Source organism: Streptomyces sp. NPDC002467 (assembly GCF_042889825.1).
In the GTDB taxonomy this organism is placed as follows: domain Bacteria; phylum Actinomycetota; class Actinomycetes; order Streptomycetales; family Streptomycetaceae; genus Streptomyces.
In genome coordinates this window covers 160,814-185,554 of sequence record NZ_JBIARJ010000017.1, presented here as the reverse complement: position 1 = coordinate 185,554, position 24,741 = coordinate 160,814, and the positions used below count along the sequence as shown (strand labels likewise).

Genomic DNA, 24,741 nt, shown 5'->3' with positions numbered 1-24,741 from the left:
CGCCCTGCGTGTTCTCGTGGCGGTGAGGTCTGCGGTGCGCGACCATACGCACGCCGAACCGACAGATGGAACAGCGCGACAGGAAGAAGGACGGACGTGTCCGGCAGCGAAAGCGAGAACCCCGCAATTTCCTCCCCGACCCCCACCCCGACTCCCCCGAGGACGAACCGGGACTGGTGGCCGAACCAGCTGGACCTCCAGGTCCTCCACCAGCAGTCACCCCAGTCCAATCCCTTGGGCGAGGACTTCGACTACGCCAAGGAATTCGCCACCCTGGACGTCGACGCCCTGAAGCGGGACGTCATCGCGGTGATGACGGATTCACAGGAATGGTGGCCCGCCGATTACGGTCACTACGGGCCGCTCTTCATCCGGATGAGCTGGCACGCCGCGGGAACGTACCGAATCGCCGACGGCCGGGGCGGCGGCGGCTCCGGCGCCCAGCGTTTCGCCCCCCTGAACAGCTGGCCGGACAATGCGAGCCTCGACAAGGCGCGCCGTCTGCTGTGGCCCGTCAAGCAGAAGTACGGGCAGAAGATCTCATGGGCGGATCTTCTGGTGTTCGCGGGCAACTGCGCCATGGAGTCGATGGGGTTCAAGACCTTCGGGTTCGGCTTCGGACGCCCGGACATCTGGGAGGCCGAGGAGATCTTCTGGGGGTCCGAGGACACCTGGCTCGGAGACGAGCGCTACACCGGCGACCGGGAGCTGACCGGCCCGTTCGGCGCCGTGCAGATGGGCCTGATCTACGTGAACCCGGAAGGCCCCAACGGGAACCCGGATCCGATCGCGGCCGCCCGGGACATCCGGGAGACGTTCGGGCGCATGGCGATGAACGACGAGGAGACGGTCGCGCTCATCGTCGGGGGCCACACCTTCGGCAAGTGCCACGGAGCGGTCTCCCCCGAGTACGTCGGTCCGGAGCCCGAGGCCTGCCCCGTCGAGCAGCAGGGCCTCGGCTGGAGGAACAGCCAGGGCAGCGGCGTGGGCGTCGACACGATCACCAGCGGGCTCGAGGGCGCCTGGACCACGGAGCCGACGAAGTGGGACAACGGCTACCTGGACAACCTGTTCACGTACGACTGGGAGCTGACGACGAGCCCGGCCGGTGCGCACCAGTGGACCCCCACCGATGCCTCGGCCCGGGGCACGGTGCCCGACGCCCACGACCCGTCGAAGCGGCACGCCCCCATGATGCTGACGACGGACCTCTCGCTGAAGCTGGATCCGATCTACGGGCCGATCGCGAAGGGCTTCCACGAGAACCCGGACCGGCTCGCGGACGCGTTCGCCAAGGCCTGGTACAAGCTGCTGCACCGCGACATGGGCCCCCTCTCGCGCTACCTCGGCCCGTGGATCCCCGAAGCGCAGCTGTGGCAGGACCCGGTCCCCGCGGTCGATCACCCGCTGGTCGGGGAGCGGGAGCTCGCCGACCTCAAGGCCCGGATCCTGGACTCGGGGCTGACCGTCTCCCAACTGGTCGCGACCGCCTGGGCGTCGGCGGCGAGCTTCCGCGGCACCGACAACCGGGGCGGGGCGAACGGGGCGCGGCTCCGGCTCGCGCCGCAGAAGGACTGGGAGGTCAACGCCCGGCCCGAGGTGGCCGAGGCGGTGCGGGTCCTCGACGGGATCCGGCAGGACTTCACCGCCGCGCAGAACGGCGGGGCGAAGGTCTCGCTCGCCGACCTGATCGTGCTGGCCGGGTCCGTGGCCATCGAGCAGGCGGCGAAGAACGCCGGGCACGAGCTCACGGTCCCGTTCGCCCCGGGGCGCACGGACGCCTCGCAGGAGCAGACCGACGTGGAGTCGTTCGCCGTGCTGGAGCCCCGTGCGGACGGGTTCCGCAACTACCTCCGGGCAGGCGAGAAGCTGTCGCCGGAGACGCTCCTGCTGGACCGGGCCAGCCTGTTGACGCTGACGGCGCCCGAGATGACGGTCCTCATCGGCGGCATGCGGGCCCTGAACGCCGGTTTCGGGAAGTCGGCGCACGGGGTGTTCACCGACCGGCCGGAGACGCTGACCAACGACTTCTTCGTCAACCTGCTGGACATGGGTACGGAGTGGAAGGCGTCGGCCGCGGACGAGAACGTCTTCGAGGGCCGGGACCGCGCCACGGGCAAGGTCAAGTGGACCGCCACCGCGGTCGACCTCGTCTTCGGTTCGCACTCCGAGCTCCGGGCGCTGTCGGAGGTGTACGCGTCCGCCGACGCCGGCGCGAAGTTCGTGCGTGACTTCGTGGCGGCGTGGGTCAAGGTGATGAACCTGGACCGGTTCGACCTCGTCTGAGCCCGCCGTCCCGGCCGGCCGGTTGCCCACCGGCCGGCCGGGCCGTGTCGGCGGCGCCCTCAGCCCTCCCGGCCGGCGGCGTCGACGAGTTCCGCCAGCGCGGCCGCGAGTGCGTCCAGGCCGGGGCCGGCGGGTCCGCCCGGTTCGGTCATGTAGACGTCGCGGCGGATCTCGATCATCAGCGCACCGACCCGGGCGTCCCGGCCGTAGTGCTCCAGCGGCACGTAGGTGCCGGCGAAGGGACTGTCGAGCCCCGTGCCGCCGAAGCCCGCGAACGCCTTCTCGGCCGCGGCGAGGAGCCGGGTCGGGGTGTGGAAGCGGTCCGTGCCCAGGCAGATCGGCGGGCGGCTGCCGTCGCCGTGGAGTTCGTACGGGAGCGCCCGCGTGGGGTAGGAGTGCACGTCGATGATCACGGCCCGCCCGGCGGCCTCCAGCCGGTCCTCCACGGCCCGCGTCATGGCCTCCGCGTACGGGTGGAACCAACGTTCGATCAGCGGCCGGCCGTCGAAGCCGCCCGCGCGCAGGCGCTCCCGGTGGGTGGTGCGCGTGTACACCGCTCCCATGCCGACGGACAGCATCTCCTCGCGCTCGTCGGGGAACCGCTCGGGGTCGATGACCAGCCGGGACAGCCCGTTGACGAACCGCCACGGCGTGACCGACGCACGGTCGGCGGCCGCGGCGGCGATGTCGGCGGTGTGGGAGTCCGTGATGTGGTCCAGCTCCGAGTCGAGGGCCCGGTCGTCCAGCACGATGTCGGCGCGGGCGGACTCCGGTATCACCCGTGAGGAGTGCGGCACGTGCAGGATCACCGGCGAGGCGTCGGCGCCGGCGAGCAGTCGGAAGGGCTCGGGCTCGGGCGAGTGGTTCATGGGCGTTTCCTCGGTGAGACGGTCCGTGCTCGAAAGCCGGGCGCCCGGCAGGGCGTGACGTGCCCATCCTCCCTCGGGGGCGGCGGGGGTCAAGTGCCGCCGACGCGCTCCTCCGTGGGCACCGGGGCCGCCGTCGGACCGGGCCTCGTGGCCTGCGCCAGCAGACGCAGCGCCGTGTGCGCCGGCGAGCCGGCGGGGGCGGTCGCCACGACCAGGATCTGGTCCTCGGAGATCGTCAACGCCTGCTGGGTGACCGTGAGCGCGCCCACCAGCGGGTGCCGCAGCCGGTGTTCGGCGATGGTGCAGGGGCGCACCCGGTGGTCGGCCCACATCGTCGCGAACTCGGTGCTGCGCATGCTGAGTTCCCCGACGAGGGCGATGAGGGCCGCGTCGTCGGGGTGCCGGCCCGCCGCGTAGCGCAGGCCGGCCACGACGGCCCGGGCCTTGTCCTCCCAGGTGGCGTACAGCTCCCGGGTGTGGGCGTCGAGGAACATGAGCGAGGCGTTGTTGGGGCGGTCCGCGGGCCGGTCCGGTGCGAGCGGGTCCAGGTGGCCGGCGAACAGGGCGTGGCCCAGCGGGTTCCAGGCCAGGATGTCGGTCCGCCGGCCCGTGACGACGGCCGGCACGTCGGGCATGGAGTCCAGCAGGGCGCGTGTCGCCGGGGCGATCCGCTCCACCGGGGGCCGGCGGGCCGGACGGCGCCGGACGGCGGCGCCCGCCAGGTCGTGCAGGTGCCGGCGCTCGACCTCCTCCAACCTCAGGGCGCGGGCGAGCGCGTCCAGTACCTCGGGGGACGCGTTGTGCGCGTGGCCCTGCTCCAGGCGGGCGTAGTACGAGGCGCTGACCCCGGCCAGCAGGGCCAGTTCCTCCCGGCGCAGCCCCTGCACGCGGCGCCTTTCCCCGTACGTGTCGAGGCCGATGTCCTGCGGCCGCAGCCGGGCTCGGCGGGCTTGCAGGAACGCGCCGAGAGAGCTCTGTCCGTCCATGCGCCCAGTATCCGGGGGCGGCGAGCCGCGAGCCGCTCCCTGCCGGGGATAGGCAGCGGAGGGTGTGGCTGCTCCCGGCGGGGCCGCCGAGTGTGGTGGCCATGGACACCATCGAACTGGGAAACGTCACCGTCAGCCGGGTCCGCGAGTACTACGGACCCCTCGGCCTCGCCCCGCACGGCTTCATCCCCGACAGCAGCACGGACGTCTGGAAGGAGGAATCGGCCTGGCTGGAACCGGAGTTCGTCGACGGCGACCCGCCCGTCGCCAACGCGGCGCTCCAGACCTGGGTGCTGCGCAGCGAGGGCCGCACCATCCTCGTCGACACCGGAGGCGGCAACCACAAGTCGCGCCCCGGCATGCCCTGGGACCGGCAGGAGACCGACTTCCTGGGCAACCTGGCCCGGGCCGGGGTGCGACCCGAGGACGTCGATCTCGTCGTCAACACCCATCTGCACGCGGACCACGTGGGCTGGAACACCCGTCTCGAAGGCGACGACTGGGTGCCCACCTTCCCGAACGCCACCTATCTGATCCACCGCGACGACTTCGACTTCTGGAACCCGGCGAACGGCCACTCGTCCGTCCTCGGCGACGGCAACGTCGAAGCGTTCGAGGACAGCGTCGCCCCCGTCCACGCGGCGGGCCGGACCCTGCTGTGGGAGGGCGACAGCCACCGGATCGACGCGAACCTGCGGCTGGACCTGGCCGCCGGCCACACGCCCGGCTCGTCCGTGGTCACCCTCGCCTCCGGCACGGACCGGGCGGTGTTCGTCGGGGACCTGCTGCACAGCCCGGTGCAGATCCTGGAACCGGACGCGAACAGCTGCTTCTGCGAGGACGCAGGGCGGGCGCGGGCGTCACGGCGCCGGCTGCTGGGCTGGGCCGCCGACCGGGGAGGGCTGTTGATCCCGGCGCACTTCGGCGGTCACGGCGCCGCCGAAGTGGCCCGGGACGGCGACCGCTTCGCCGTCAAGGGCTGGGCCCCGTTCGACTCGTACACGCCGGGCGACGAGCGCTGACGGCAGGGCCGCGGGGCGGGCGCCGTGCACCACGGCGTCCGCCCGTGCCGCACCGGCGCCCCCGGGCGGCCTCGTCTAGGGCGCGAGGTCCCGTCTCCTCAGCAGTGCGTACGCGCACGCGAGCCCGAGCGCTCCGACGCCGACGAGGACGCCCAACTGCGGCCAGAGCACCTGGCCCCGGGCCAGTGCGTCGCCCGGCGTGTAGTAGTGGAACGGGCTGACGTACCTCAGCGGCGCCGCCTTCGACCAGGCCAGGGCGATGAAGTTCACGGCGAAGCCGACGGCTCCGATCGCGATCGTCACGCCGACCACCTGGGCGCGCCGGCTGCTCGCGGCCGAGACGGCCAGTGCCGGGCCCGCCACGCAGAACGCGAATCCGCACCCCATCACCCCGGCGGCGAGCACTCCGCTCAGCGGCACGGCCCGGTGGATGCCGGGCGACAGCGCGACTCCGACCGCCACCGCGGCCGTTGCCGCCGCGTTCAGGGTGACGACGGCGACGCCGAGCGCCGCCGCCCGTTCGGTCAGCAGCCGGTCGCGGGTCACCGGGCGCACCATGACCAGTTCGACGGTCCCGGACTCCACGTCCGCGGCCACCGCGGCGGCGGCCAGCGAGCCGATCGCGGTCAGCTGCATGGCGATCCAGAACGGGTGGATCAGCCCCGCCCCGAGCAGTCCGGGGTAGCTCGCGATCGACACGTCCCCGCCGGATCCGCTGAACGCCCGGAACGCCGAGGGAGGCTGCCTGCCACCAGCCGCGAACAGCTGTCCCGGTGCGATGGTGTCGGCGACCACGACGATGAGCGTCTCGAAGACGACCATGCCGACCACGAGGGCGATCAGCATCCTCCGGCGCCGGTGCAGCGCCAGCCACAGCAGCGGCCACCGCGTGTTCACGGCTCCTCCCGCACGGTGCCGGCGCCGCCCCGGTAGAGGTCCAGGAAGGCCTCGTCCAGCCCCGCCTCCTCGACGGTCACGTCGGCCACGCCCATGGCGAGCAGGCTCCGCAGGGCCCTCACCACCTCGACCGGGGGTACGAGCAGCTCCACCCGGTCGCCCTCCCACCGCGGCTCCCACCGGTCGGCCCGGCCCAGGGGCCGGGCGCCCTTCCCGTCCCCGAAGTCCAGGCGGATCCGCCGGGCCCGTGCCTCCCTGAGGGCCGCGACGCTCTCCACCGTCACCAGCCTCCCTTCCCGGACGATGGCCACCCGCCCGCAGGCCCGCTGCACCTCGGGCAGCACGTGGCTCGACAGGAGCACCGTCCGCCCGGCGGCCGCCGCCTCCGCCATCAGCTCGAAGAACGTCTCCTGGACCAGCGGGTCCAGCCCTTCCGTCGGCTCGTCGAGCACGACCAGCCGGGGATCGTGCTGGAGCGCCTGGACGAGCCCCAGCTTCTGCTTCATGCCGCGCGAGTACCCGCCCACCGTGCGCCTCAGCACCGGTCCGGTCAGCTCCAGCCGCTCGCACAGCTCGTCGCGGCTGGGGGCGGGCACGCCCTGGAGGGCGCACAGCAGGTCCAGGGTCTGCGCGCCCGTGAGTTCCGGGTAGAGCCGCAGCTCGCCCGGGAGGTAGCCGAGCGCGCCGGCGAGCCGGCGGTGGTCGCGTACGGGGTCGAGGCCGAGCACCCGTACCTCCCCGGCCGTGGGCCGCAGCAGCCCCGTCAGGCAGCGCAGGGTGGTCGTCTTGCCCGCTCCGTTGGGGCCGAGGAACCCGAACACCTCACCCTCGTCCACGGTCAGGCTCAGGGCCTCGATCCCGACGACCGGCCCGTACGTCTTGGTCAGGCCGCCGAGCTCGATGGCACGCGAATCCACCCGCATACCCCCAGTCTCCGCCCGCGCCCCCTGGCACGCCCCCGCGCGTGTCAGACTCCCCCGGGGGCCGGCGAAGATCGTCCGGCACGATGCGGAGCGCGCAGGGGACGAGGAGATTCATGACGGACCACGACCTGTCCGGCTACGAGAAGAGCACGTTCACCCACGGGGGCACCGAACGTCGGATCCTGCGGCGGGGCACCGGGCCCGCCGTGATCGTGATGGCCGAGATACCGGGCATCACGCCGAAGGTGCTGGAGTTCGCGGACCGGGTCGCCGCGACCGGCTGCACGGCCGTGCTCCCGGTGCTGTTCGGCGAGCCCGGCCGCGATCCCCACCCCGATGCGCACGGCCGGCCGGCCGCCGCCCGGTACGGGGTCTCGTCGATGCTCAAGGTGTGCGTCAGCCGGGAGTTCACCGTGCTGGCCACGGGCCGCAGCTCCCGGGTCGTGGACTGGCTGCGGGCCCTGGCCGCGCACGAGCACGAGCGGTGCGGCGGTCCGGGCGTCGGAGCCGTGGGCATGTGTCTGACCGGGGGCTTCGCCCTGGCCATGGCCACCGATCCCCGGCTGGTCGCCCCGGTGCTGTCGCAGCCGTCGCTGCCGCTGGCCGTCTCGGCGAGCCGGTCGCGGATGATCGACATCAGCCCGGCGGAACTGGCCGTGGTACGGGGCCGGTGCGAGCGCGAGGGACTGCAGGTGATGGGGCTGCGGTTCAAGAGCGACAAGTTCGTCCCCGGGGACCGGTTCGCCTTCCTGCGGCGCGAGCTCGGCGAGGCCTTCGTCGCGGTGGAGCTGGAGGACGGGGCGGCCAACCCGGAGGCTCTGCTGCCCCCGCACTCCGTGCTGACCGAGCACCTGATCGACGCCCCCGGGGAACCGACCCGGGAGGCGCTGGACCAGGTGCTCGACCTGTTCCGCACCCGGCTGCTGAGCTAGGGACCGCCGTCAGGCATCGAGCCGGATCGGGTTGGTGAAGGCGGCCCCGGCAGCGGGGGCGCTTGCGCCGGGTGGCGTACCTCCGGAGGACGCGGCCACGGCGGCCGCGGTTGCCTGTGCCGGCAGTGCTCGTCCACTGAGGGCCATGCCTCCGATCATCGCCGGAAGAGGTGAATCCGACGTGAACGTCCCCGGGGGCGAGGCTGCGTTCAGCCCCGCCGGCGTTTGAGGCGCGGGGTCTGGGGCGGAGCCCCGGGGAACGGTGGAAGGGCGGGTAGGGGACGGCCCCGCGAAGCGGCTACTCCCAGTCGTCCCACGGGGGGTCCATCTCCTCGTCGAACGGCGGCGGCGGCTCCTCCTCGTCATGCACGGCCGCAGGCCGAGAGACCGGCACGGACTCCGCCTCCGGCGCACCGGCCGGCGCCGGCACCGCGGCATGGGCTTCCGCCAGAGTGCCCAGCACGCCTTCGGCGTACTTCGCGAGCTTCGCCTCGCCGACCCCGCCGATCGTGCCCAGCTCCTCCACCGTGCCCGGCACCCGCGTCGCGATCTCCCGCAGCGTCGCGTCGTGGAAGACGACGTACGCCGGCACGCCCTGTTCCTTCGCCGTCGCGGCCCGCCAGGCGCGCAGCGCCTCGAAGACCGGTACCGCCGCCGCCGGCAGGTCGACCGGTACGCGGGAGCCCTTCGCCTTGCGCGACCCGGCTTCCTTCCGGGAGGAAGCGGCGGCCGCCGCCGTCTCCTTGCGCATGGTCACCTTGCGGCGCCCGCCCAGCACCTCGCCGCTGTCGTCCGTGAGGACGAGCGTGCCGTAGTCGCCCTCCACCGCCAGCAGCCGCAGCGCCAGCAGCTGCCGCACGACCCCGCGCCACTCCGCGGTGCCGAGGTCCGCCCCGACTCCGAACACCGACAGCGCGTCGTGGTCGAACTGGATGACCTTGGCCGTCTTCTTGCCCTGGAGGATGTCGATGATCTGGCCCGCGCCGAACTTCTGGCGCCGCTCCTTCGCCAGCCGCCACACCGTCGACAGCAGCTTCTGGGCGGCGACCGTGCCGTCCCAGGACTCGGCGGGCATCAGGCAGGTGTCGCAGTTCCCGCAGGGCCCGCCCAGCTGCCCGAAGTACTCCAGCAGCCGCTCCCGGCGGCAGTCGACCGTCTCGCACAGCGCGAGCATGGCGTCCAGGTGCATGGCCAGCGACCGGCGGTGCGCCTCGTTGCCCTCGGAACCGTCGATCATCTTGCGCTGCTGGACCACGTCCTGGAGGCCGTACGCCAGCCATGCCGTGGCCGGCTCGCCGTCGCGGCCCGCGCGACCGGTCTCCTGGTAGTAGCCCTCGACCGACTTCGGCAGGTCCAGGTGGGCCACGAAACGCACGTCCGGCTTGTCGATGCCCATGCCGAAGGCGATCGTGGCCACCACCACGACCCCGTCCTCGCGCAGGAAGCGCGACTGGTTCGCGGCGCGCGTCCGGGAGTCCATCCCCGCGTGGTAGGCGACGGCGTCGATGCCCTGCTCGACCAGGAAGGCGGCGGTCTTCTCCACCGAGGCCCGCGAGAGGCAGTAGACGACTCCGGCGTCCCCGTCGTGCTCGGTCCGGATCAGCTCCAGCAGCTGTTTGAGCGGGTTGTTCTTCGCGACGATGCGGTACTGGATGTTCGGCCGGTCGAAGCTGGCGACGAAGTGCCGGGCGTCCTCCAGGCCGAGCCGCGACGCGATCTCGGCGTGCGTGGCCTCGGTGGCAGTCGCGGTCAGCGCGATCCTCGGCACCTTCGGCCAACGCTCGTGCAGCATCGACAGCGCGAGGTAGTCGGGTCGGAAGTCGTGGCCCCACTGGGCGACGCAGTGCGCCTCGTCGATGGCGAAGAGCGCGACCTTGCCGCGGTCCAGCAGCCGCTGGGTGCCCTCCATGCGCAGCCGCTCGGGCGCCAGGTAGAGCAGGTCCAGTTCGTCGGCGAGGAAGGCCTGCTCGACGGCCTGCCGCTCGTATTGGTCCTGTGTCGAGTTGAGGAATCCGGCCCGTACCCCGAGGGCGGTGAGCGCGTCCACCTGGTCCTGCATCAGCGCGATGAGCGGCGAGACCACGACGCCCGTGCCTTCTCTGACGAGCGCCGGGATCTGGTAGCAGAGCGACTTGCCGCCACCGGTCGGCATGAGCACGAGGGCGTCGCCGCCACCGATCACCTGCTCGATGATCTCCTGCTGCTCGCCGCGGAAGGAGTCGTATCCGAAGACGCGGTGGAGCACACGCAGAGCATCGGAGATCTCGGGGGACGCGTCCGGAAGGGCCATTCGAGAAGCCTAGCGGCACCCGACGACAGACCCGTCCCGTCCGCCTCGGCCTGTGGACGACGCGGATACCGGCCGCCGGCTCCTGTCAAGTGACGAATTGCCGGGGCTACGGCTCCGCCCCTCCCCCGGGCACGGTGGAATCCGGCCTTCCGCGCACCGCGGGAGGAGCGACCACCACTGAACCGGGACCGGATCGGAGGCAGCATGTACCGCCGTGCAGGGGTCTTCGTGACCCGCCGCCCCCGGTTCGTCCTCGTCGCCGCGCTCGTCTTCCTGGTGCTGTCGGTCGTGTTCGGCGCCTCGTCGGCCGGCCGGCTGAAGACGCAGGGTTACGACGATCCGCGCTCCGAGTCCAGCCGCGCCGCCCGGGTGGCGGACCGGGACCCGGGAGCCGCCCCCAACCTGGTCGTCGTCGCGCGGACGCGCGGCGGCTACGTGGACGATCCCGAGCCGCGGCGCGCGGGCGAGGCCCTGGTGAAACGACTGACCGGCCGGCCGCACGTGACCGCGGTGAGCTCGTACTGGACGAACGGCGACGCGCCGGCGCTGCGCAGCCGGGACGGCCACTCGGCCATGATCGTCGCGCACGTGGACGGCGACGGGGCGCGGCTCGCGGAGCGGGTCCGGCAGCTGCGCGGGGAGCTGAGCACCCCGGCGGACACCGCCGAGACCTCGACGACGGGCCTGTCGGTGCACGTGGGCGGTTCCGCGCTGGTCGACGCCGAGCTCCAGGAGATCGCGGAGTCCGACCTGCAGCGGGCCGAGTCCGTGGTCCTGCCGGGCACGCTGGTCCTGCTGGTCCTGGTGTTCGGCAGCGTGGTGGCCGCGGCGCTGCCCCTGCTGATCGGGGTCCTGGCCATCGCCGGGACACTGCTGGTCCTGAGCGTCCTCGCCGCCGTCACCGACGTGTCGGTGTTCGCGCTGAACCTCACCACCGCGCTCGGACTGGGGCTCGGCATCGACTACGGGCTGCTGATCGTCTCGCGGTTCCGGGAGGAGCTCGCCGCCGGGTACCGGCCGCGCAATGCCGCCGTACGCACCGTGCGCACCGCGGGCCACACGATCCTCTTCAGTGCCGCGACGGTCTCGGCCGCGCTCGCGACCCTGCTGGTGTTCCCTCCCTATTTCCTGCGCTCCTTCGCCTACGCGGGCATCGCGGTGGTGGCGATCGCGGCCGTGAGCGCCGTGACCGTCCTGCCCGCTCTGCTCACGCTGCTCGGGAAGCGGGTGAACTCCTGGGCCGTTCCGTGGCGCCGCCGGACGCACACGGGCTCCCGCTCCCGCTTCTGGGAGGGGCTGGCGCGGGTCGTCGTACGCCGCCCGATGGCCGCGGCGCTGCCGGTGATCGGCCTGCTCGCGCTGCTGGCCGGCCCGTTCGCGCACGCCGGTTTCGCCACACCGGACGACCGGGCGCTGCCGCTGAGCGCGTCGAGCCGTCGGACGGGTGACCTGGTGCGGGAGGAGTTCGACCTGAGGGATCCCGGCGCGCTGACCGTCGTCATGACGGGTACGGCGTCCCCGCAGGCGCGGGCGGAGTACGCCCGCCGGCTGGCCGCCCTCCCGCGGGTCGCGCAGGTCACGGGACCCGTCGGCGCGGGTCCGGCCCGCATCTCCGTGGTGCCGCAGGCCGATCCGCAGTCGCACGCCGCCCAACGGCTCGTGCGCGAGGTCCGCGCGGCCGCGGCCCCGGCGGGCACCGAGGTGCTGGTCGGCGGACCGAGCGCCGTACTGGTCGACGCCAAGGCCACGGTCCGGGACCGGCTGCCGCTCGCACTTTCCGTGATCACACTGACCACCTTCGCGTTGCTGCTCGGATTCACCCGCAGTCTGCTCCTGCCCCTCAAGGCCATCGCGTTGAACGCGCTGAGCCTCACGGCCGTCCTCGGCGCCATGGTGTGGGTCTTCCAGACGGGCCATCTGAGCGGGCTGCTCGGCTTCACGCCCGGACCCCTCAGCACGACCATGCCGGTGCTCCTGTTCTGCATCGTCTTCGGGCTGTCGGTGGACTACGAGGTGTTCGTCCTGGCCCGTATCAAGGAGGCGCACGACGCCGGTCAGGACGACGCCGGCGCGATCGTCACGGGCATCGCCCGCACGGGCGGCATCGTCACCACGGCCGGCGCCCTGCTCGCCTTCACCCTGCTGGGCTTCGGCACCTCCCGGGTCTCCCTCCTCCAGTTCTTCGGGATCGGCGCTGCCCTGGGCGTCCTGCTCGACGCCACGCTCGTACGGGGCGTCCTCGTACCGGCGCTGATGCGCCTGGCGGGCGGCCTGAACTGGTGGGCGCCGAGGCCGCTGCGGCCCAGCCCGCCGAAGCCGGCCCCCCGGCCTCCCCCCGGCACCTCCGGGAGGTGCCCGCCGGCCCGGAACCGGGCCCCGGTCCGCACCCCCCTCTGCACCCGGACCGCCGCGCGCCGCTGACCACCGGCCCGCACCCGCGAAGAAGCACCCGCGAAGAAGTCCCCATCCCGTCCCCGAAGGCACCCCGCACAGCGAAGGAAGAACCGTCATGAACGAGATCGCCATCACCGGACTCGGCTGCCGCTTCCCGGGAGCCCCCGACGTCAACGGCTACTGGAACCTCCTGATGAGCGGGGAGCGGCAGTTCTCCGCGGTCCCGTCGGACCGCTGGAACCACGGGACCTTCCACGAACCCGGCAACCGGTCGGCACCCAACGCGGCCTACACCGACCGGGTCGCCTTCCTGGACGGCGTGGACCGCTTCGACGCCGAGCACTACGGAGTGCCTCCCGCGCGCGCCCGGGCCATGGACCCGCAGCACCGGCTGATGCTCGACGTCAGCCGCGAGGCCCTCGACGACGCGGGGCTGGGCCGCGGGGACTTCGACCGGGAGAACACCGGGGTCTTCTTCGGGGTGTCGGTATCCGACTACAAGGACCTGATGACGGCCCCCGTCCGGGCCATCGCCCTGGCCGAGGAATCCCTCCGCGCGGCCAACGCGGATGATCCGGACGACCCGGACGGCATCGACGCCGTCAAGGAGCGGGCCGCGCTGCTCGGCTCCGTCCAGGGCTTCACCCTCCCCGGCAGCCTCCTCAACATGGCGGCCGGCGCCGTCAGCCGGCACTTCGACCTGGGCGGCCCCAGCTTCGCCGTCGACGCCGCCTGCTCCGGCTCGCTGGTCGCGCTCGACCAGGCCATCGCCCACCTGCGGCAGGGCACCTGCAAGATCGCCCTCGTCGGCGGGGTGTACCTCAACCTCACCCCCGACAGCCTGATCGGCTTCTCCAAACTCCGCGCCCTGTCCGCGGCCGGGGTGTGCCGTCCGTTCGACGAGGAGGCCGACGGCTTCGTCCTCGGCGAGGGGGCCGGTGTCGTCGTCCTCCGTCCGCTGGCCGACGCGCTCGCCGACGGCGACCGCGTGTACGCGGTGATCAAGGGCATCGGCTCGGCCAACGACGGCGCCTCCCCCGGACCTCTGGTGCCCACCGCCGAGGGCCAGCTGCGCGCCATGCACCGCGCCTACGACGACGCCGGTGTCGCGCCTTCCTCCGTGGGCTTCCTGGAGGCCCACGGCACCGGTACCGCCGCGGGCGACCGCGCGGAGACGGAGGCGCTGCGCCGGCTGCGCACCGAGTGGCCGGACGACGACCCCTCGCTCTGCTGGCTCGGCGCGGGCAAGGCCCTCATCGGGCACTCCCTGTCAGCGGCGGGCGTCGCCGGGCTGATCAAGACGGCCCTGGTCGTGCACCACCGCACGATCGTGCCGCAGCCGGCCACCGTGCCCCACCCCGACCTGGCCGTCTCCGCCGCGGGCCTGCGCATCGCCGACACCGCCCGGCCCTGGTCCGACCAGCGCACCCCGCGGCGGGCCGCCGTCAGCTCCTTCGGCTTCGGCGGCACCAACGTCCACGTGGTGCTGGAGGAGGCTCCGCCCGCCCCGGCCGAGGCCGCTCCCCCCGTACGGAGCGAGGACTCCGCGCCCCACCTCGTACTGCTCTCGGCCGGCGGCCCCCGACAGCTCGACCGGCACATCGGCGAGGTGCTGGACCACCTGGACGCGCTCGACCCCGCGGACCGCCCGCCGCTCGCGGCACTGGCCCACACGCTGGGCTCGCGCCGGCCGTTGAGGGCACGGCTCGCGATCGTGGCCACCGGCACGGAGGCGTTCACCGAGCGGCTGCGCGAGGCACGTGAACAGCTCGTCGAAGGCATGCGGGGCGACCTCGGGGACGGCGCCTTCGCCGCCGATGCCCCGCTGCCGGCCGAGCGGCGCCGGATCGCCTTCCTCTTCCCCGGCCAGGGCAGTCAGGGGCCGGGCATGATGGCGGACCTCCACGAGCGGTTCACCGGCTTCCGGACGACCGTCGGCGTCCTGAGCGCCGTGGCGCGCCGGGACACCGGTTTCGACGTCGCCGATCTGCTGTACGGCGGGGCCGCGGCCGACCGCGACACCGAAGGGCTCCGGCAGCGGATCACCGCCACCGAGGTGTGCCAGCCGCTGCTGGGCACCGTCCAGCTCGCCACCACCCGGCTGCTCGCCGACTGCGGGGTCGCTCCGGATCTCACCCTGGGGCACAGCGTCGGGGAGTTCGCCGCGGCCGCGGCCGCCGGAGCGCTGACCGACGAGGACGCCGTCCGGTTGCTGGTCCACCGCGGGGCCGCCCTGCGGCCGGCCGAGACGGGCCTGCGGGGCGGGATGCTCGCCGTGCAGAGCGACAAGGAGACCTGCCGCAGGCTGGTCGACGGCATCGACGACGTGTGGCTCGCCTGCTTCAACCAGCCCCGGCAGGTCGTGGTCAGCGGCACGCCACGGGGGATCGCCGCGCTGCGGAAGGCCTGCGCCGAGGCCGGGGTCGTCACGGCGATGCTCGAAGTGTCCAACGCCTTCCACTCGCCGTTGCTGGCGTCCGCCGAGGAGAGCATGCGCGCGGACCTCGCCGGCCGCCGCGTCGCCGGCCCCGCGCTGCCGTTCGTCTCGTCGGTGAACGCCGCGGTCTGCACCGACCCCGGGCAGCTGCGCGAGCTGTGGGTCCGGCACGCGTCCACCCCGGTGCACTTCTCCGACGCGGTGGGCACGGCGTACGAGGAGGGGGCCCGGGTCTTCGTCCAGGTGACCGGCGGCGGCTCGCTGCTCACCTCGGTCCGCCGCAACCTCGCCGGCCACGGGGACGTCCATCTCGTGCCCGCCGCGGCGGCGGAGCCGGACGGCGGCCGCGCCTTCGTCCTGGCCCTGGCCCGGCTCGCGGTCCTGGGCGCCCCGGTCGACCCGCGCGCGCTGGTTCGGCGCGAGGACCGCCGTCTGCTGGACCTGCCGGTGGCGAAGCTCGACGCGCGGTCGCACTGGGTGTCGGACCGCCGCCCCGCGGACCCGCCCGCCCCCGAGGAACCGACGGCCGCCCCGCGCCGCCTCGAACAGCCCTCCGAGGCCCAGGCTCAGGCCCCGGTCCCTGCCGAGCCCGCGGCTCCGGCCCAGACCCAGGCTCCCGCTCCCGCTCCGGCTCCGGCTCCGGCTCCGGCTCCGGCGGCCGGGGGGCTCGACGAGGTCACCGAGATCGTGCTCGCCCACGTGGCCCGGATCAGTGCGTACCCGGTGAGCCGGCTGCGGGCCGACCAGCCGCTGATCGACGATCTCGGCTTCGACTCGCTGATGCTGACCGACCTGTTCACCTCCCTCAAACGGCAGTGGCCCCGGTGGCGGTTCGACGAGCGGGTGGCCGACCGGCCGACCGCCGGACGGATCGCCGCACTGATCGCCACCGGCTCCGCCGACCCCGCGCCGGCCGCCGAACCGGTCCCCGTGCCCGTCCCCGTATCCGCACCCGCACCCGTACCGGGACAGCGCGCCGAGTACGAGTACGAGGTCGCGGACGCGGTCCCGCCCCCGCCGCCCGAGGAGCACACCCGGATCGAGTGCTTCCCCGAGGTCACCGAGCACGGCCTGCGCGTCGCCGCACTCGGCGGGCTCGGGCTGCCCAATCCGTACTTCCTCGTCCACGAGGGGGGCCTGACGGCCACCACCGTCGTCGACGGCCGCGAGCTCCTGTCGTTCGCCGGCTACAACTACCTCGGCATGGCCACGCACCCCCGGGTGACCGAGGCCGCCAAGGAGGCGATCGAGCGCTACGGCACCTCGGCGTCGGCCAGTCGGCTGCTGTCCGGCACCCGTCCCCTCCACTTGGAGCTCGACGCGGAACTCGCCGACCTGCTCGGATGCGAGGACGCGCTCTCGCTGGCCAACGGGCACGCCACCAACGTCACCGTGATCGGGCACCTCGTCGGACCGGGCGACCTGGTCGTCCACGACTCCCTCGCCCACGACAGCGTCCTTCAGGGCTGCCGGCTCTCCGGCGCGACCCGGCGGCCGTTCCCGCACAACGACGCGGCCGCCCTCGACGCCGTCCTCTCGCAGGTCCGCGACCAGTACCGGCGGGTCCTCGTCGTCGTCGAGGGCGTCTACAGCATGGACGGGGACATCGCCGACCTGCCCGCGATCGTCGAGGTCAAGCGCCGGCACGGTGCGCTGCTGATGATCGACGAGGCGCACAGCATCGGAACGACCGGTGCGACGGGGCGCGGCGTCGGCGAGCACTTCGGCGTCGACCGCGGGGCCGTGGAGCTCTGGTCGGGCACCCTCTCGAAGGCCTTCGCGAGCTGCGGCGGCTACGTCGCCGGCAGCAGGGCGGTCGTCGAGTACCTGCGCTACACCGCTCCGGGATTCGTCTTCAGCGCGGGGACGACCCCGGCCGACGCCGCCGCCTCGCTGACCGCCCTGCGGGTGCTGCGGGCCGAGCCGGAGCGGGTGGCCCGGCTCGCGGAGAACGCCGCGCTGTTCGTCCGCCTGGCACGCGCCGAGGGCATCGACACCGGGGAGAGCCACGGCACGGCGATCGTCCCGTGCATCGTCGGTGACTCGGCGAAGGCCCTGCGGCTCGCGGAGGCCATGTTCCGGCAGGGCGTCAGCGTCAATCCGATCCTGTATCCGGCCGTACCGGAGGAGCTGGCCCGGCTGCGCTTCTTCGTCACCTGTGAGCACACGCCCGACCAGATCCGCCGCACGGTCACCGCCCTGGCGCGGGAGCTGCGGCGCCTGGACCCGGCTCCGGCCGTGGCGGCGTCATGAGCCCCGTCGATGCGGCGGCCGGCGCCTTCCCGTCGATCGTGCCGGGCAGCGTCCGCCGATGGGGCGGAGCCGCCGTGCTCGTGGCCCGGCGCACCGGCCCGCGCGAGGCCCCGGTTCCCTCCTCCGGTCTCTCGCCGGCCGAACGGCGGGTGGTCGGAGCGCTCCCGGCCCGGCGGCGGGCCGAATGGCTGGCCGGTCGGCTGCTCGCCAAGCGCCTGGTGGGCGAGGCCATGGCCGCGCCGGAGCGCGAGGTGGAGGTCCTCCCCCGAGACGACGGCAGCCCGTACGCGGTGGTCGGCGGCATCCCGGTGCCCGCGCTGCACGTCTCCATCAGCCACACCGGCCGTCACGTGGCCGCCGCGCTCGCTCCGGAGCCGGTCGGCGTGGACCTGTGCGAGACGGGCTCTGCCGACGCGGTACGCCGGGTCGCGGAGCACGCCTTCTCGCCCGGCGAGCTCACCCTCATCGGTGCGGACCGGGCCGAGGCCCTGGCGGGCGCCTGGGCGCTGAAGGAGGCGGCGGTCAAGGCCGACCGGAGCAGCGTCTTCGGCTCGGCTCCGCGCGCCGTCGCGCTCCTCGGCCTGGCACCGCCCCGGCTGGGCGGACGGCGTCGCGCGATGGTGTGGCGGGCGGGCGGCGCACTGCTCGCCCTGGTCCTCGCGCGGCCGCGGGGGCACTGCGTTGGTGCTCCCTGCCCGGCTGGATCATGCTTGTCAGTGGAGCCCCTCGCCGTGCGGGGTGCCGTCGGACATCGGCAATCGAACTAGCGAGGGCGAGATGAGCGGCGATGGAGCAAACTCCCACCTCCCCCGGTGAGCGGCCGCAGGTCGCGCTGGACGCATGGGCCTTCGACCAGTCCCCCTGCTTCCTCGCGATCTTCGATGCCGATCTGAGGCTGCTGCGCGCGAACCGCGGGATGGAGCGCACCCTGTCGCTCACGGAGGCCGAGATGCGCGGGCGGAGGCTGCCGGAGATCGCGCCGGACCCGGTGAGCGACGAGACCGAGCGGAAGATGCGCCTGGTGCTGGAGACGGGTGAGCCTCAGCACCTGGACGCCTTCGTCCGCCCTCCGGGGGCGAGCCCGGAGCACGGCTGGACGACCTCGCTGTCCCCGGTGCGGGACCCGGACGGCCGGGTGCGTGCCGTGGGCCTGTCCGCGCACGACAAGACCGAGATGGAGGACGATCACCGGCAGCACCTGCTGATGCCCGACGTGGCCGGCGCTCCCATCGGCACCACCCTGGACAGCACCCGTACCGCTCAGGAACTGGCGGACGTGGCGGTGCCCCGGCTCGCGGACCTGGCCGTCGTCGATCTGCTGGAGCCGCCGCCGCGCGGCGACGAGGCGTCCCGCGGCCGTTCGGCGGGTCCGGTCACCCTGTCGCGCACCGCCGTACGGTCGGTCCTCGCGGGGAGCCCGGAGGCCCGGATCGGGGTCGGGGCGTCGACCGTCTATCCGCCGCTGTCGCCGCCCGCCGAATGCCTGGCCGCGGGTCGTGGCGCCGTGTACGCGGGCACGGACCCGGCCGTGGCCCGGTGGCTGGCCCAGGACTCCTCGGCCGCCTGGATCGGCGAGTACGGGGCCCGCGCGCTGATGCTGGTGCCGCTGCGCGCAGACGGCGTCACGATCGGCCTGGCCGTCTTCAGCCGGCACGAGCGTCAGGAGCCCTTCCAGCAGGCGGACCTGCTGTTGGCCGAGGAGCTCACGGCCAAGGCGGCGATCAGCATCCACAAGGCCCGCCGGTACACCCGTGAGCACACCAGCACCATGACCCTCCAGCGCAGCCTGCTGCCGCACACGCTGCCCGATCAGGCGGCGCTGGAGATCGCCTCCCGCTATCTACCCGCGGGCGCGGAGGCCGGGGTGGGCGGCGACTGGTTCGACGTGATCCCGCTGTCCGGGGCGCGGGTGGCCCTGGTGGTCGGCGACGTCGTCGGCCACGGCATCCGCGCCTCCGCGACGATGGGCCGGGTGCGTACGGCGGTGCGCACGCTGGCCGATGTCGACCTGCCGCCCGACGAGCTGCTCACGCACCTCGACGACCTGATCATCCACCTGTCCGCCGACGAGGCCGACCAGGAGGGCGACGGGGAGGCCGCGGGGGGCATCGGCACCACCTGCCTGTACGTGGTCTACGACCCGGTCACCCGCGGCTGCACCGTCGCCCGCGCCGGTCACCCGCCGCCCGCCGTGGTCTACCCGGACGGCTCCGCGCACCTGCTCGACGTACCGGCGGGGCCGCCGCTGGGTCTGGGCGGCCTGCCCTTCGAGACGGTCGAGGTCGAGCTGCCCGAGGGCAGCATGCTCGCCCTGTACACCGACGGTCTGCTCCAGGCCCGCGACCACGACATCGACGAGGCCCTGAACACCATGCTGGCGGCGCTCGTCCGGCCGGCGTCCACCCTGGACACGGTGTGCGACCGGGTGCTGACGGCCTTGTTGAGGCATCGCCCCGATGACGACGTGGCCCTGCTCATCGCCCGGACCCGGGCCCTCCACGCCGATCAGGTCGTCGTGTGGGACCTGTCCTCGGACCCGTCCGTCGTCGCCGAGGCCCGTCGCAAGACCACGGAGCAGCTGACGGCCTGGGGGCTGGAGGAGGCCTCGTTCGTCACCGAGCTCGTGGTGAGCGAACTGGTCACCAATGCCATCCGGTACGGCGCGCCGCCGGTGCAGCTGCGGCTGATCCACGACAAGTCCACGCTGATCTGCGAAGTCTCCGACACGAGCAGCACCGCCCCGCACATGCGGCGGGCGCGGATCTTCGACGAGGGCGGGCGGGGCCTGCTGCTGGTCGCGCAGCTCGCCCAGCGCTGGGGGACGCGGCACACGCCCGTCGGCAAGACCATCTGGGCGGAGCAGTCGCTCGTCGACTTCGGGTCCCTGTGACACCGCTGTGACAGTCGACGGACACCGCCATGAACTCCGACGAACAAGCTCTTTAACAGGGACATACAACGACATTCGGGATATGTCCCCTGCTGACAAGGGTGTGAGCAGCGATGACCGTCCCGATTCGTCGGAGGAAATCCCATGAGCCTCACACTCGCCGCTCCCCAGGTCGAAGCCCCCGCCACCACGCTGGCCCCGCGTGAGCAGGAGGCACTGCGTCACATCGCCGCCGGGTGCACCTACCTGCAGACGGCCCGCCTCATGGGACTCTCCAAGCACACGGTCGACGCCTACCTGCGCCGCATCCGCGCCAAGCTGGGCATCAACACCACGGCGGAGATGACCCGCCTGGCCATCGCCCTGGGGCTGTGAGCCACGCAGCGGTACGCATCCCCGCAGTACGGCGGGAACAGGGGGAACGGGAACAGGGGGAACAGGGGTAAGGGCGGGAAGGGGGGAAAGGGCGGGAAGGGGTACGGGGCACGGGCCTACCAGCGCCGCGCGTACGGGTCGGGGAAGACCGGCCGGGCCCAGGCGGGAGGCTCCGGAGGCGGCGCCGAGCTCGTCGCGACGGTGTGTTTGGCGACCCCGTTCGCGGTCCCGGTGGCCGCCCGCAGGGCCGCCACGAATTCCAGGCAGGAGCCGTACCGGTCCTCGGGGATCTTCGCGAGGGCCTTCCCCAGTACTTCGTCGGCGGCGTGCGGGATGTCCGGTCGCCTCTCGGTCACGGGAGGCGGCTGGTCGTATTGGTGCGCCCAGAGCAGGGCGACGTCCTCGTCGCGCTCGAAGGGCGGTCCTCCGGCGAGGGATTCGTAGACCACGCAGGCGAGACTGTAGAGATCGCACCGGCCGTCCACGGGACGGCCGGTGATCTGTTCCGGGGCCATGTAGTCGAGCGTTCCGACGAACTCGCCGGCGGTGGTGAACCCGGTGAGCGAGAGCGCCTTCTTCGTCAGCCCGAAGTCCGTGAGGTAGATGTGCTCGGGGTGGTCGCTGTCCGTGCCCGCGGCGACCAGGATGTTGGCGGGCTTGACGTCCCGGTGGACCAGGTCGTGTTCGTGGGCCGCGTCCAGCGCGGACGCCACCTGGGCGGCGATGCGCAGGGCGGTCGTCACGGGGAGCGGGCCCTCCCGGTCCAGCAGCCCCCGCAGGTCCAGGCCGGAGACGTACCGCATGGCGATGTACAGGACGCCTTCGGTCTCGCCGGCCTCGAAGATCGGCACGATGTGCGGGTGGTCGATCTTCGCCGCCACCCGCGATTCGTGGGTGAAGCGGCGCCGGAAGGTTTCGTCGCGGGCCCGCTCCGGGGCGATCAGCTTGAGCGCGACCATCCGGTCCAGGCGCAGGTCCTTGGCGCGGTAGACGACGGCCATGCCGCCGCGGCCGATCATGCGCTCGATCCGGTAGCCCGCGATCTGCCGGCCGATCAGGCCGGAGGCCCGGCCCGAGTACGCGCTCAGGTTCGCTGCCGTGCCCATCGGGGGCCGCCCCCTTCACCGGGCCGGCCCGACGACGGACGCCGCGGGCCGCACTTCCATACCGTGAATTCTATCGAGCGATGCATCGGCGTGCCTTTACGAGAGGGCTCCAGGGGTCCCGGTGTGGAGGAGGTCGGGACCCCTGGAGCCGTATGTCGCCGGTCGTACCGGCCTGATGGTGGAGGTGCGGGCGGTGTCAGCCTTCGCCCCCGTCGCCGCCGCGTCCGCCGAAGCCGCTGGTCTCGCAGCCGACGCCGACGCACAGGCCGCCGTCGCCGCCCCAGCCGCCCTTGCCGCCGTCGCCCCCGGCGGGCGCGGCCCCGCCGTTGCCGCCGTTGCCCCCGTTGACGCTGCCGCTGCACAGTCCGACGCAGACGCCGCCCTTGCCGCCGTTCGTGCCGTCGGAGCCGATCCCGCCCGTGGTGCCGTTGCCTCCGTTGGCGCTGCCGTTGCAGAGCCCGGCGCAGACGCCGCCGCTGTGGCCGCTGGTGCCGTTGACCGTTCCGTTGCAGCTGCCGGCGCACACCTTGTCACCGACGCGGACGCTGCCGTTGCCCACCTTGACCCCGCCGAGCGCCGCGGCCGCGCCGCTGCCGATCCTGCCGTCTCCGCTGCCGGGTGAGGTGCCGTGGTGCTGGACCAGGGCCGTGGGGACCGGCGCCGCCGTGGCCGCCGGAACCATCGCACCCGCTCCGATGAGAGCCGCCGAGACGACGAGACCGATACGGAACTTGGAAGTGCGTACACGCATGACATTCTCCTTGGCTAGAGATTGAATTCCGTGACGCGGTTCCGCTGGTTCGCTTTCCGCGCCGATTGACGAATGGGGCCGGGTCACAGGCAGAAGGGGAGTCCGCCCGCCATCAGGGAGCACCAGTCACCGGCGAGGTAGTCCTTCTTCCAGTCGTCGAGCTGCTGCTCGGAGATCTTGTACTTCTTGGCGATCTTCTCCTTCATCCCGTCCGAGTCGTCGGCGACCATGAGCATCACGATGCGCACCTTGTCGACCGCGTTCAGCTCCGACTTCGACTTGTCCGGAAGGTCCTCGAACCGGAAGCAACCCACGCCACCGGGCTTGCCGGGCTCACCCGGCTGACCGGGCTGACCGCCGCTGCCGCCTTCTCCGCCCTTGCCGCCTTCGCCGCCGGCGCCGCCCAGAACACAGTGGGAGGGCGAGGAGCTGATGCCTGCGGTGGTGTGGGACTGCGACGCTTGCGCGGCGCACGCCGTACCGGTGACCAGAGCCAGAGAGGCCGCCGCCAGGATGAGCGGGCGCTGCCAGGGACTCGTGAACATGAGGGTTCTCCTCTTTCCGTGAACACGGATTTCGCTGCGTGTCTGTCTGTGGGGGTGAGGGGGTGGAGGCCCGAGGGCCTCCACCCCGTGATCAGGTGATCAGGTGTTCAGGTCGGGCGCCGGGGTCAGAAGAGGCTGCCGCCACCGGCCCCACCGGCTCCGCCGAGGCCGCCGAAGATGCCGCCGAAGCCGCCCTTCCCGCCCTTGCCGCCGTTGCCGCCCTGCAGGATGCCGAAGCCACCCTTGCCGCCGTTGCCGCCGTCGCCGCCCTTGAGGAGGCCGCTGCCACCGCCACCGCCGTTGCCGGCGCTGCCGCCGAAGATGCCGGTACCACCGTCACCGCCGTTGCCGCCCTTGCCGCCGATCACGCCGTCGCCGCCGCCACCGCCGCCACCGCCGCCACCACCGGAGAGGATGCCGTCGCCGCCCTTGCCACCGTTGCCGCCGGCGCCACCGACGCCGAAGACGCTGCCGCCACCGGAGCCACCGGAGCCACCACCGCCACCGACCAGGCCGCCGCCGCCCTGCCCGCCGTCTCCTCCGGCGCCTCCGCCGGCCGGGAGGGCCGTTGCCACGTGGGTCGGTACGGGAGCCGCAGAGGCCATGGAGGCCGGCAGGAGTACCCCTCCGGAGATCACCGCGGCCGAGGCGATGAACGTCGCGACTCGGAATCCCTTGCGGTGGGGACGGACGACCTTGTTGGTGCGAATCTTGCGGTTCATGACTTTCTCCTACTTGTTCGGTGCGGTGACTCATTTCGTTTCCGGGTTTCCGTTCCGGTGAGGCCCGCACCACAAGTAAGCCGCGATCGGCACATCCGGGTCATGTTCCGGAAAGTCGGGACTTGACACACCCGGAAACACCGGGTAAAAACGCGGGCCGCGTAGCCCCGGGCGCCCGGTACGGTGCCGTTATGGATCTTTCCTCAGCAATTCCGACCGACGAGAACCCGACTCCGCGCGCGACCGTCAAGGCCGGTGCGCGCCGGCAGCTGGTGAAGGTGGGGGCCGCGGGGCTGTCCCTGGAGGGCGTGGCCCGGGACCTGGGGCTCGGCACGGCCGAGGTGGCAGCCGTCTTCCCGCACCGGGACGACCTGCTGACCGCACTGGTCATCGACGCCTACGACGCCTCGGCCTCCGCGATGGAGCAGGCCGACCTCGCCGCCGGGAAGGCCGGCGCCACGGCGGGTGCGCGACTCCTCGCGGTCACGCGCGCCCTGCGGCAGTGGTCCTTCGAGAACCCCGGCGAGTTCACGCTGATATACGGCTCGCCGGTGCCGGACTACCACGCCCCGCAGGACACGGTCCCGTCCGCGTCGCGCACCCCCGCGGTGCTGGCCGGGATCGTACGGTCGGCGCTCGAAGGCGGTGAACTGGCCCCGCCCCGGCGGGCGGTGCCCGGTCCGCCGCTGCTCCTTCCGGCGGCCGTGGAACTGTTCGGCGGCGTGCCCGAGGCTCCGTTCTCGGACATCGTCGAGCGCGGCATCGTCCTGTGGAGCAACCTCATCGGGCTCCTGGTGTTCCAGGTGTTCAGCCGGACCCACGACAGCGTCCGGGACGAGGCCGCCTTCTTCGACTACGCCGTCGCCGTGGCGGCCGAGAGCATCGGTCTCGCGGTGTTCCCGGGCGAGGAGTCCGTCTCCGGCTGATGCGGGGCCCGGCGGACGGGGGGGGGGGCGGGGGGGGCCCCCCCCCCCCCCGCGCCCAAAAACCCCGTTTTGCCGGGCAGATAAAACCGGGTTTTACAAATTTTGTTGGGGGCGCGACCGAAAGCCCCCGGGGGGGA

At 73.1% G+C, this 24,741-nt stretch carries 18 protein-coding genes; 9 read left to right on the top strand and 9 right to left on the bottom strand.

The genetic code is table 11. The annotated features are described in order from the left end of the window. The first annotated feature begins 96 nt into the window (after positions 1 to 96). Entirely contained in the window at positions 97 to 2,286 is a 2,190-nt protein-coding gene (gene katG / locus ACFYYJ_RS30655) for a catalase/peroxidase HPI (RefSeq protein WP_389137282.1), read from the top strand. 59 nt (positions 2,287 to 2,345) lie between these two features. Here the strand turns inward: katG and ACFYYJ_RS30650 are convergent, their stop codons facing one another. Then, a complete protein-coding gene (locus ACFYYJ_RS30650; RefSeq protein WP_389137280.1) occupies positions 2,346 to 3,155 on the bottom strand; it encodes an N-formylglutamate amidohydrolase in 810 nt (269 codons plus the stop codon). An 89-nt stretch (positions 3,156 to 3,244) separates the two neighbouring features. Next, a complete protein-coding gene (locus ACFYYJ_RS30645; protein ID WP_385130322.1) occupies positions 3,245 to 4,141 on the bottom strand; it encodes a helix-turn-helix domain-containing protein in 897 nt (298 codons plus the stop codon). A gap of 101 nt (positions 4,142 to 4,242) precedes the next feature. On the opposite strand from ACFYYJ_RS30645, the gene ACFYYJ_RS30640 reads away from it, so the two are divergent. Then, positions 4,243 to 5,163, top strand: coding sequence for an MBL fold metallo-hydrolase (locus ACFYYJ_RS30640; protein WP_385130319.1), 921 nt, complete (start codon positions 4,243 to 4,245; stop codon positions 5,161 to 5,163). 75 nt (positions 5,164 to 5,238) lie between these two features. Here the strand turns inward: ACFYYJ_RS30640 and ACFYYJ_RS30635 are convergent, their stop codons facing one another. Together ACFYYJ_RS30635 and ACFYYJ_RS30630 are read right to left on the bottom strand one after the other, a co-directional pair. After that, entirely contained in the window at positions 5,239 to 6,060 is an 822-nt protein-coding gene (locus ACFYYJ_RS30635; protein ID WP_389137277.1) for an ABC transporter permease subunit, read from the bottom strand. Next, entirely contained in the window at positions 6,057 to 6,983 is a 927-nt protein-coding gene (locus ACFYYJ_RS30630; RefSeq protein WP_389137275.1) for an ABC transporter ATP-binding protein, read from the bottom strand. Before ACFYYJ_RS30630 ends, ACFYYJ_RS30635 begins: the two co-directional genes overlap by 4 nt. A 113-nt stretch (positions 6,984 to 7,096) precedes the next feature. Here ACFYYJ_RS30630 and ACFYYJ_RS30625 point away from each other — a divergent pair, with 113 nt between their 5' ends. Beyond that, positions 7,097 to 7,915 carry a dienelactone hydrolase family protein gene (locus ACFYYJ_RS30625; protein ID WP_389137273.1) on the top strand — a complete coding sequence of 273 codons (819 nt, stop codon included), beginning with the start codon at positions 7,097 to 7,099 and terminating at the stop codon, positions 7,913 to 7,915. 298 nt (positions 7,916 to 8,213) lie between these two features. Here the strand turns inward: ACFYYJ_RS30625 and recQ are convergent, their stop codons facing one another. Further along, positions 8,214 to 10,205: a DNA helicase RecQ gene (recQ, locus tag ACFYYJ_RS30620; protein WP_389137271.1), complete on the bottom strand. Its 1,992-nt coding sequence runs from the start codon at positions 10,203 to 10,205 to the stop codon at positions 8,214 to 8,216. 204 nt (positions 10,206 to 10,409) lie between these two features. Between recQ and ACFYYJ_RS30615 the strand changes: the two genes are divergently transcribed. The 5 genes from ACFYYJ_RS30615 to ACFYYJ_RS30595 all read left to right on the top strand — a co-directional run bounded on the left by ACFYYJ_RS30615 (position 10,410) and on the right by ACFYYJ_RS30595 (position 20,554). Beyond that, positions 10,410 to 12,626 carry an MMPL family transporter gene (locus ACFYYJ_RS30615; RefSeq protein WP_389137269.1) on the top strand — a complete coding sequence of 739 codons (2,217 nt, stop codon included), beginning with the start codon at positions 10,410 to 10,412 and terminating at the stop codon, positions 12,624 to 12,626. A gap of 88 nt (positions 12,627 to 12,714) precedes the next feature. After that, positions 12,715 to 17,289, top strand: a complete 4,575-nt coding sequence (locus tag ACFYYJ_RS30610) for a type I polyketide synthase (RefSeq protein WP_389137268.1) — start codon at positions 12,715 to 12,717, stop codon at positions 17,287 to 17,289. Further along, positions 17,286 to 18,056, top strand: a complete 771-nt coding sequence (locus ACFYYJ_RS30605; RefSeq protein ID WP_389137266.1) for a 4'-phosphopantetheinyl transferase family protein — start codon at positions 17,286 to 17,288, stop codon at positions 18,054 to 18,056. Before ACFYYJ_RS30610 ends, ACFYYJ_RS30605 begins: the two co-directional genes overlap by 4 nt. Before the next feature lie 20 nt (positions 18,057 to 18,076). Next, positions 18,077 to 20,179 carry a SpoIIE family protein phosphatase gene (locus tag ACFYYJ_RS30600; protein WP_389137264.1) on the top strand — a complete coding sequence of 701 codons (2,103 nt, stop codon included), beginning with the start codon at positions 18,077 to 18,079 and terminating at the stop codon, positions 20,177 to 20,179. A gap of 144 nt (positions 20,180 to 20,323) precedes the next feature. Beyond that, entirely contained in the window at positions 20,324 to 20,554 is a 231-nt protein-coding gene (locus ACFYYJ_RS30595) for a response regulator transcription factor (RefSeq protein WP_385130296.1), read from the top strand. A 116-nt stretch (positions 20,555 to 20,670) separates the two neighbouring features. Here ACFYYJ_RS30595 and ACFYYJ_RS30590 read toward each other — a convergent pair whose 3' ends face one another. The 4 genes from ACFYYJ_RS30590 to ACFYYJ_RS30575 form a co-directional block, all read right to left on the bottom strand. Beyond that, complete coding sequence (locus ACFYYJ_RS30590) at positions 20,671 to 21,660, bottom strand: serine/threonine-protein kinase (protein WP_385130294.1); 990 nt, start codon at positions 21,658 to 21,660, stop codon at positions 20,671 to 20,673. 196 nt (positions 21,661 to 21,856) lie between these two features. Beyond that, positions 21,857 to 22,411 carry a hypothetical protein gene (locus tag ACFYYJ_RS30585; RefSeq protein ID WP_385130291.1) on the bottom strand — a complete coding sequence of 185 codons (555 nt, stop codon included), beginning with the start codon at positions 22,409 to 22,411 and terminating at the stop codon, positions 21,857 to 21,859. 83 nt (positions 22,412 to 22,494) lie between these two features. Next, a complete protein-coding gene (locus tag ACFYYJ_RS30580; RefSeq protein ID WP_385130288.1) occupies positions 22,495 to 22,956 on the bottom strand; it encodes a helix-turn-helix domain-containing protein in 462 nt (153 codons plus the stop codon). Positions 22,957 to 23,081: 125 nt separating this feature from the next. Beyond that, positions 23,082 to 23,678 (bottom strand): hypothetical protein, encoded by a 597-nt coding sequence (locus ACFYYJ_RS30575; protein ID WP_385126095.1) that lies wholly within the window; start codon positions 23,676 to 23,678, stop codon positions 23,082 to 23,084. 191 nt (positions 23,679 to 23,869) lie between these two features. Between ACFYYJ_RS30575 and ACFYYJ_RS30570 the strand changes: the two genes are divergently transcribed. Beyond that, positions 23,870 to 24,604: a TetR-like C-terminal domain-containing protein gene (locus ACFYYJ_RS30570; RefSeq protein ID WP_385126096.1), complete on the top strand. Its 735-nt coding sequence runs from the start codon at positions 23,870 to 23,872 to the stop codon at positions 24,602 to 24,604. Positions 24,605 to 24,741: the final 137 nt, after the last annotated feature.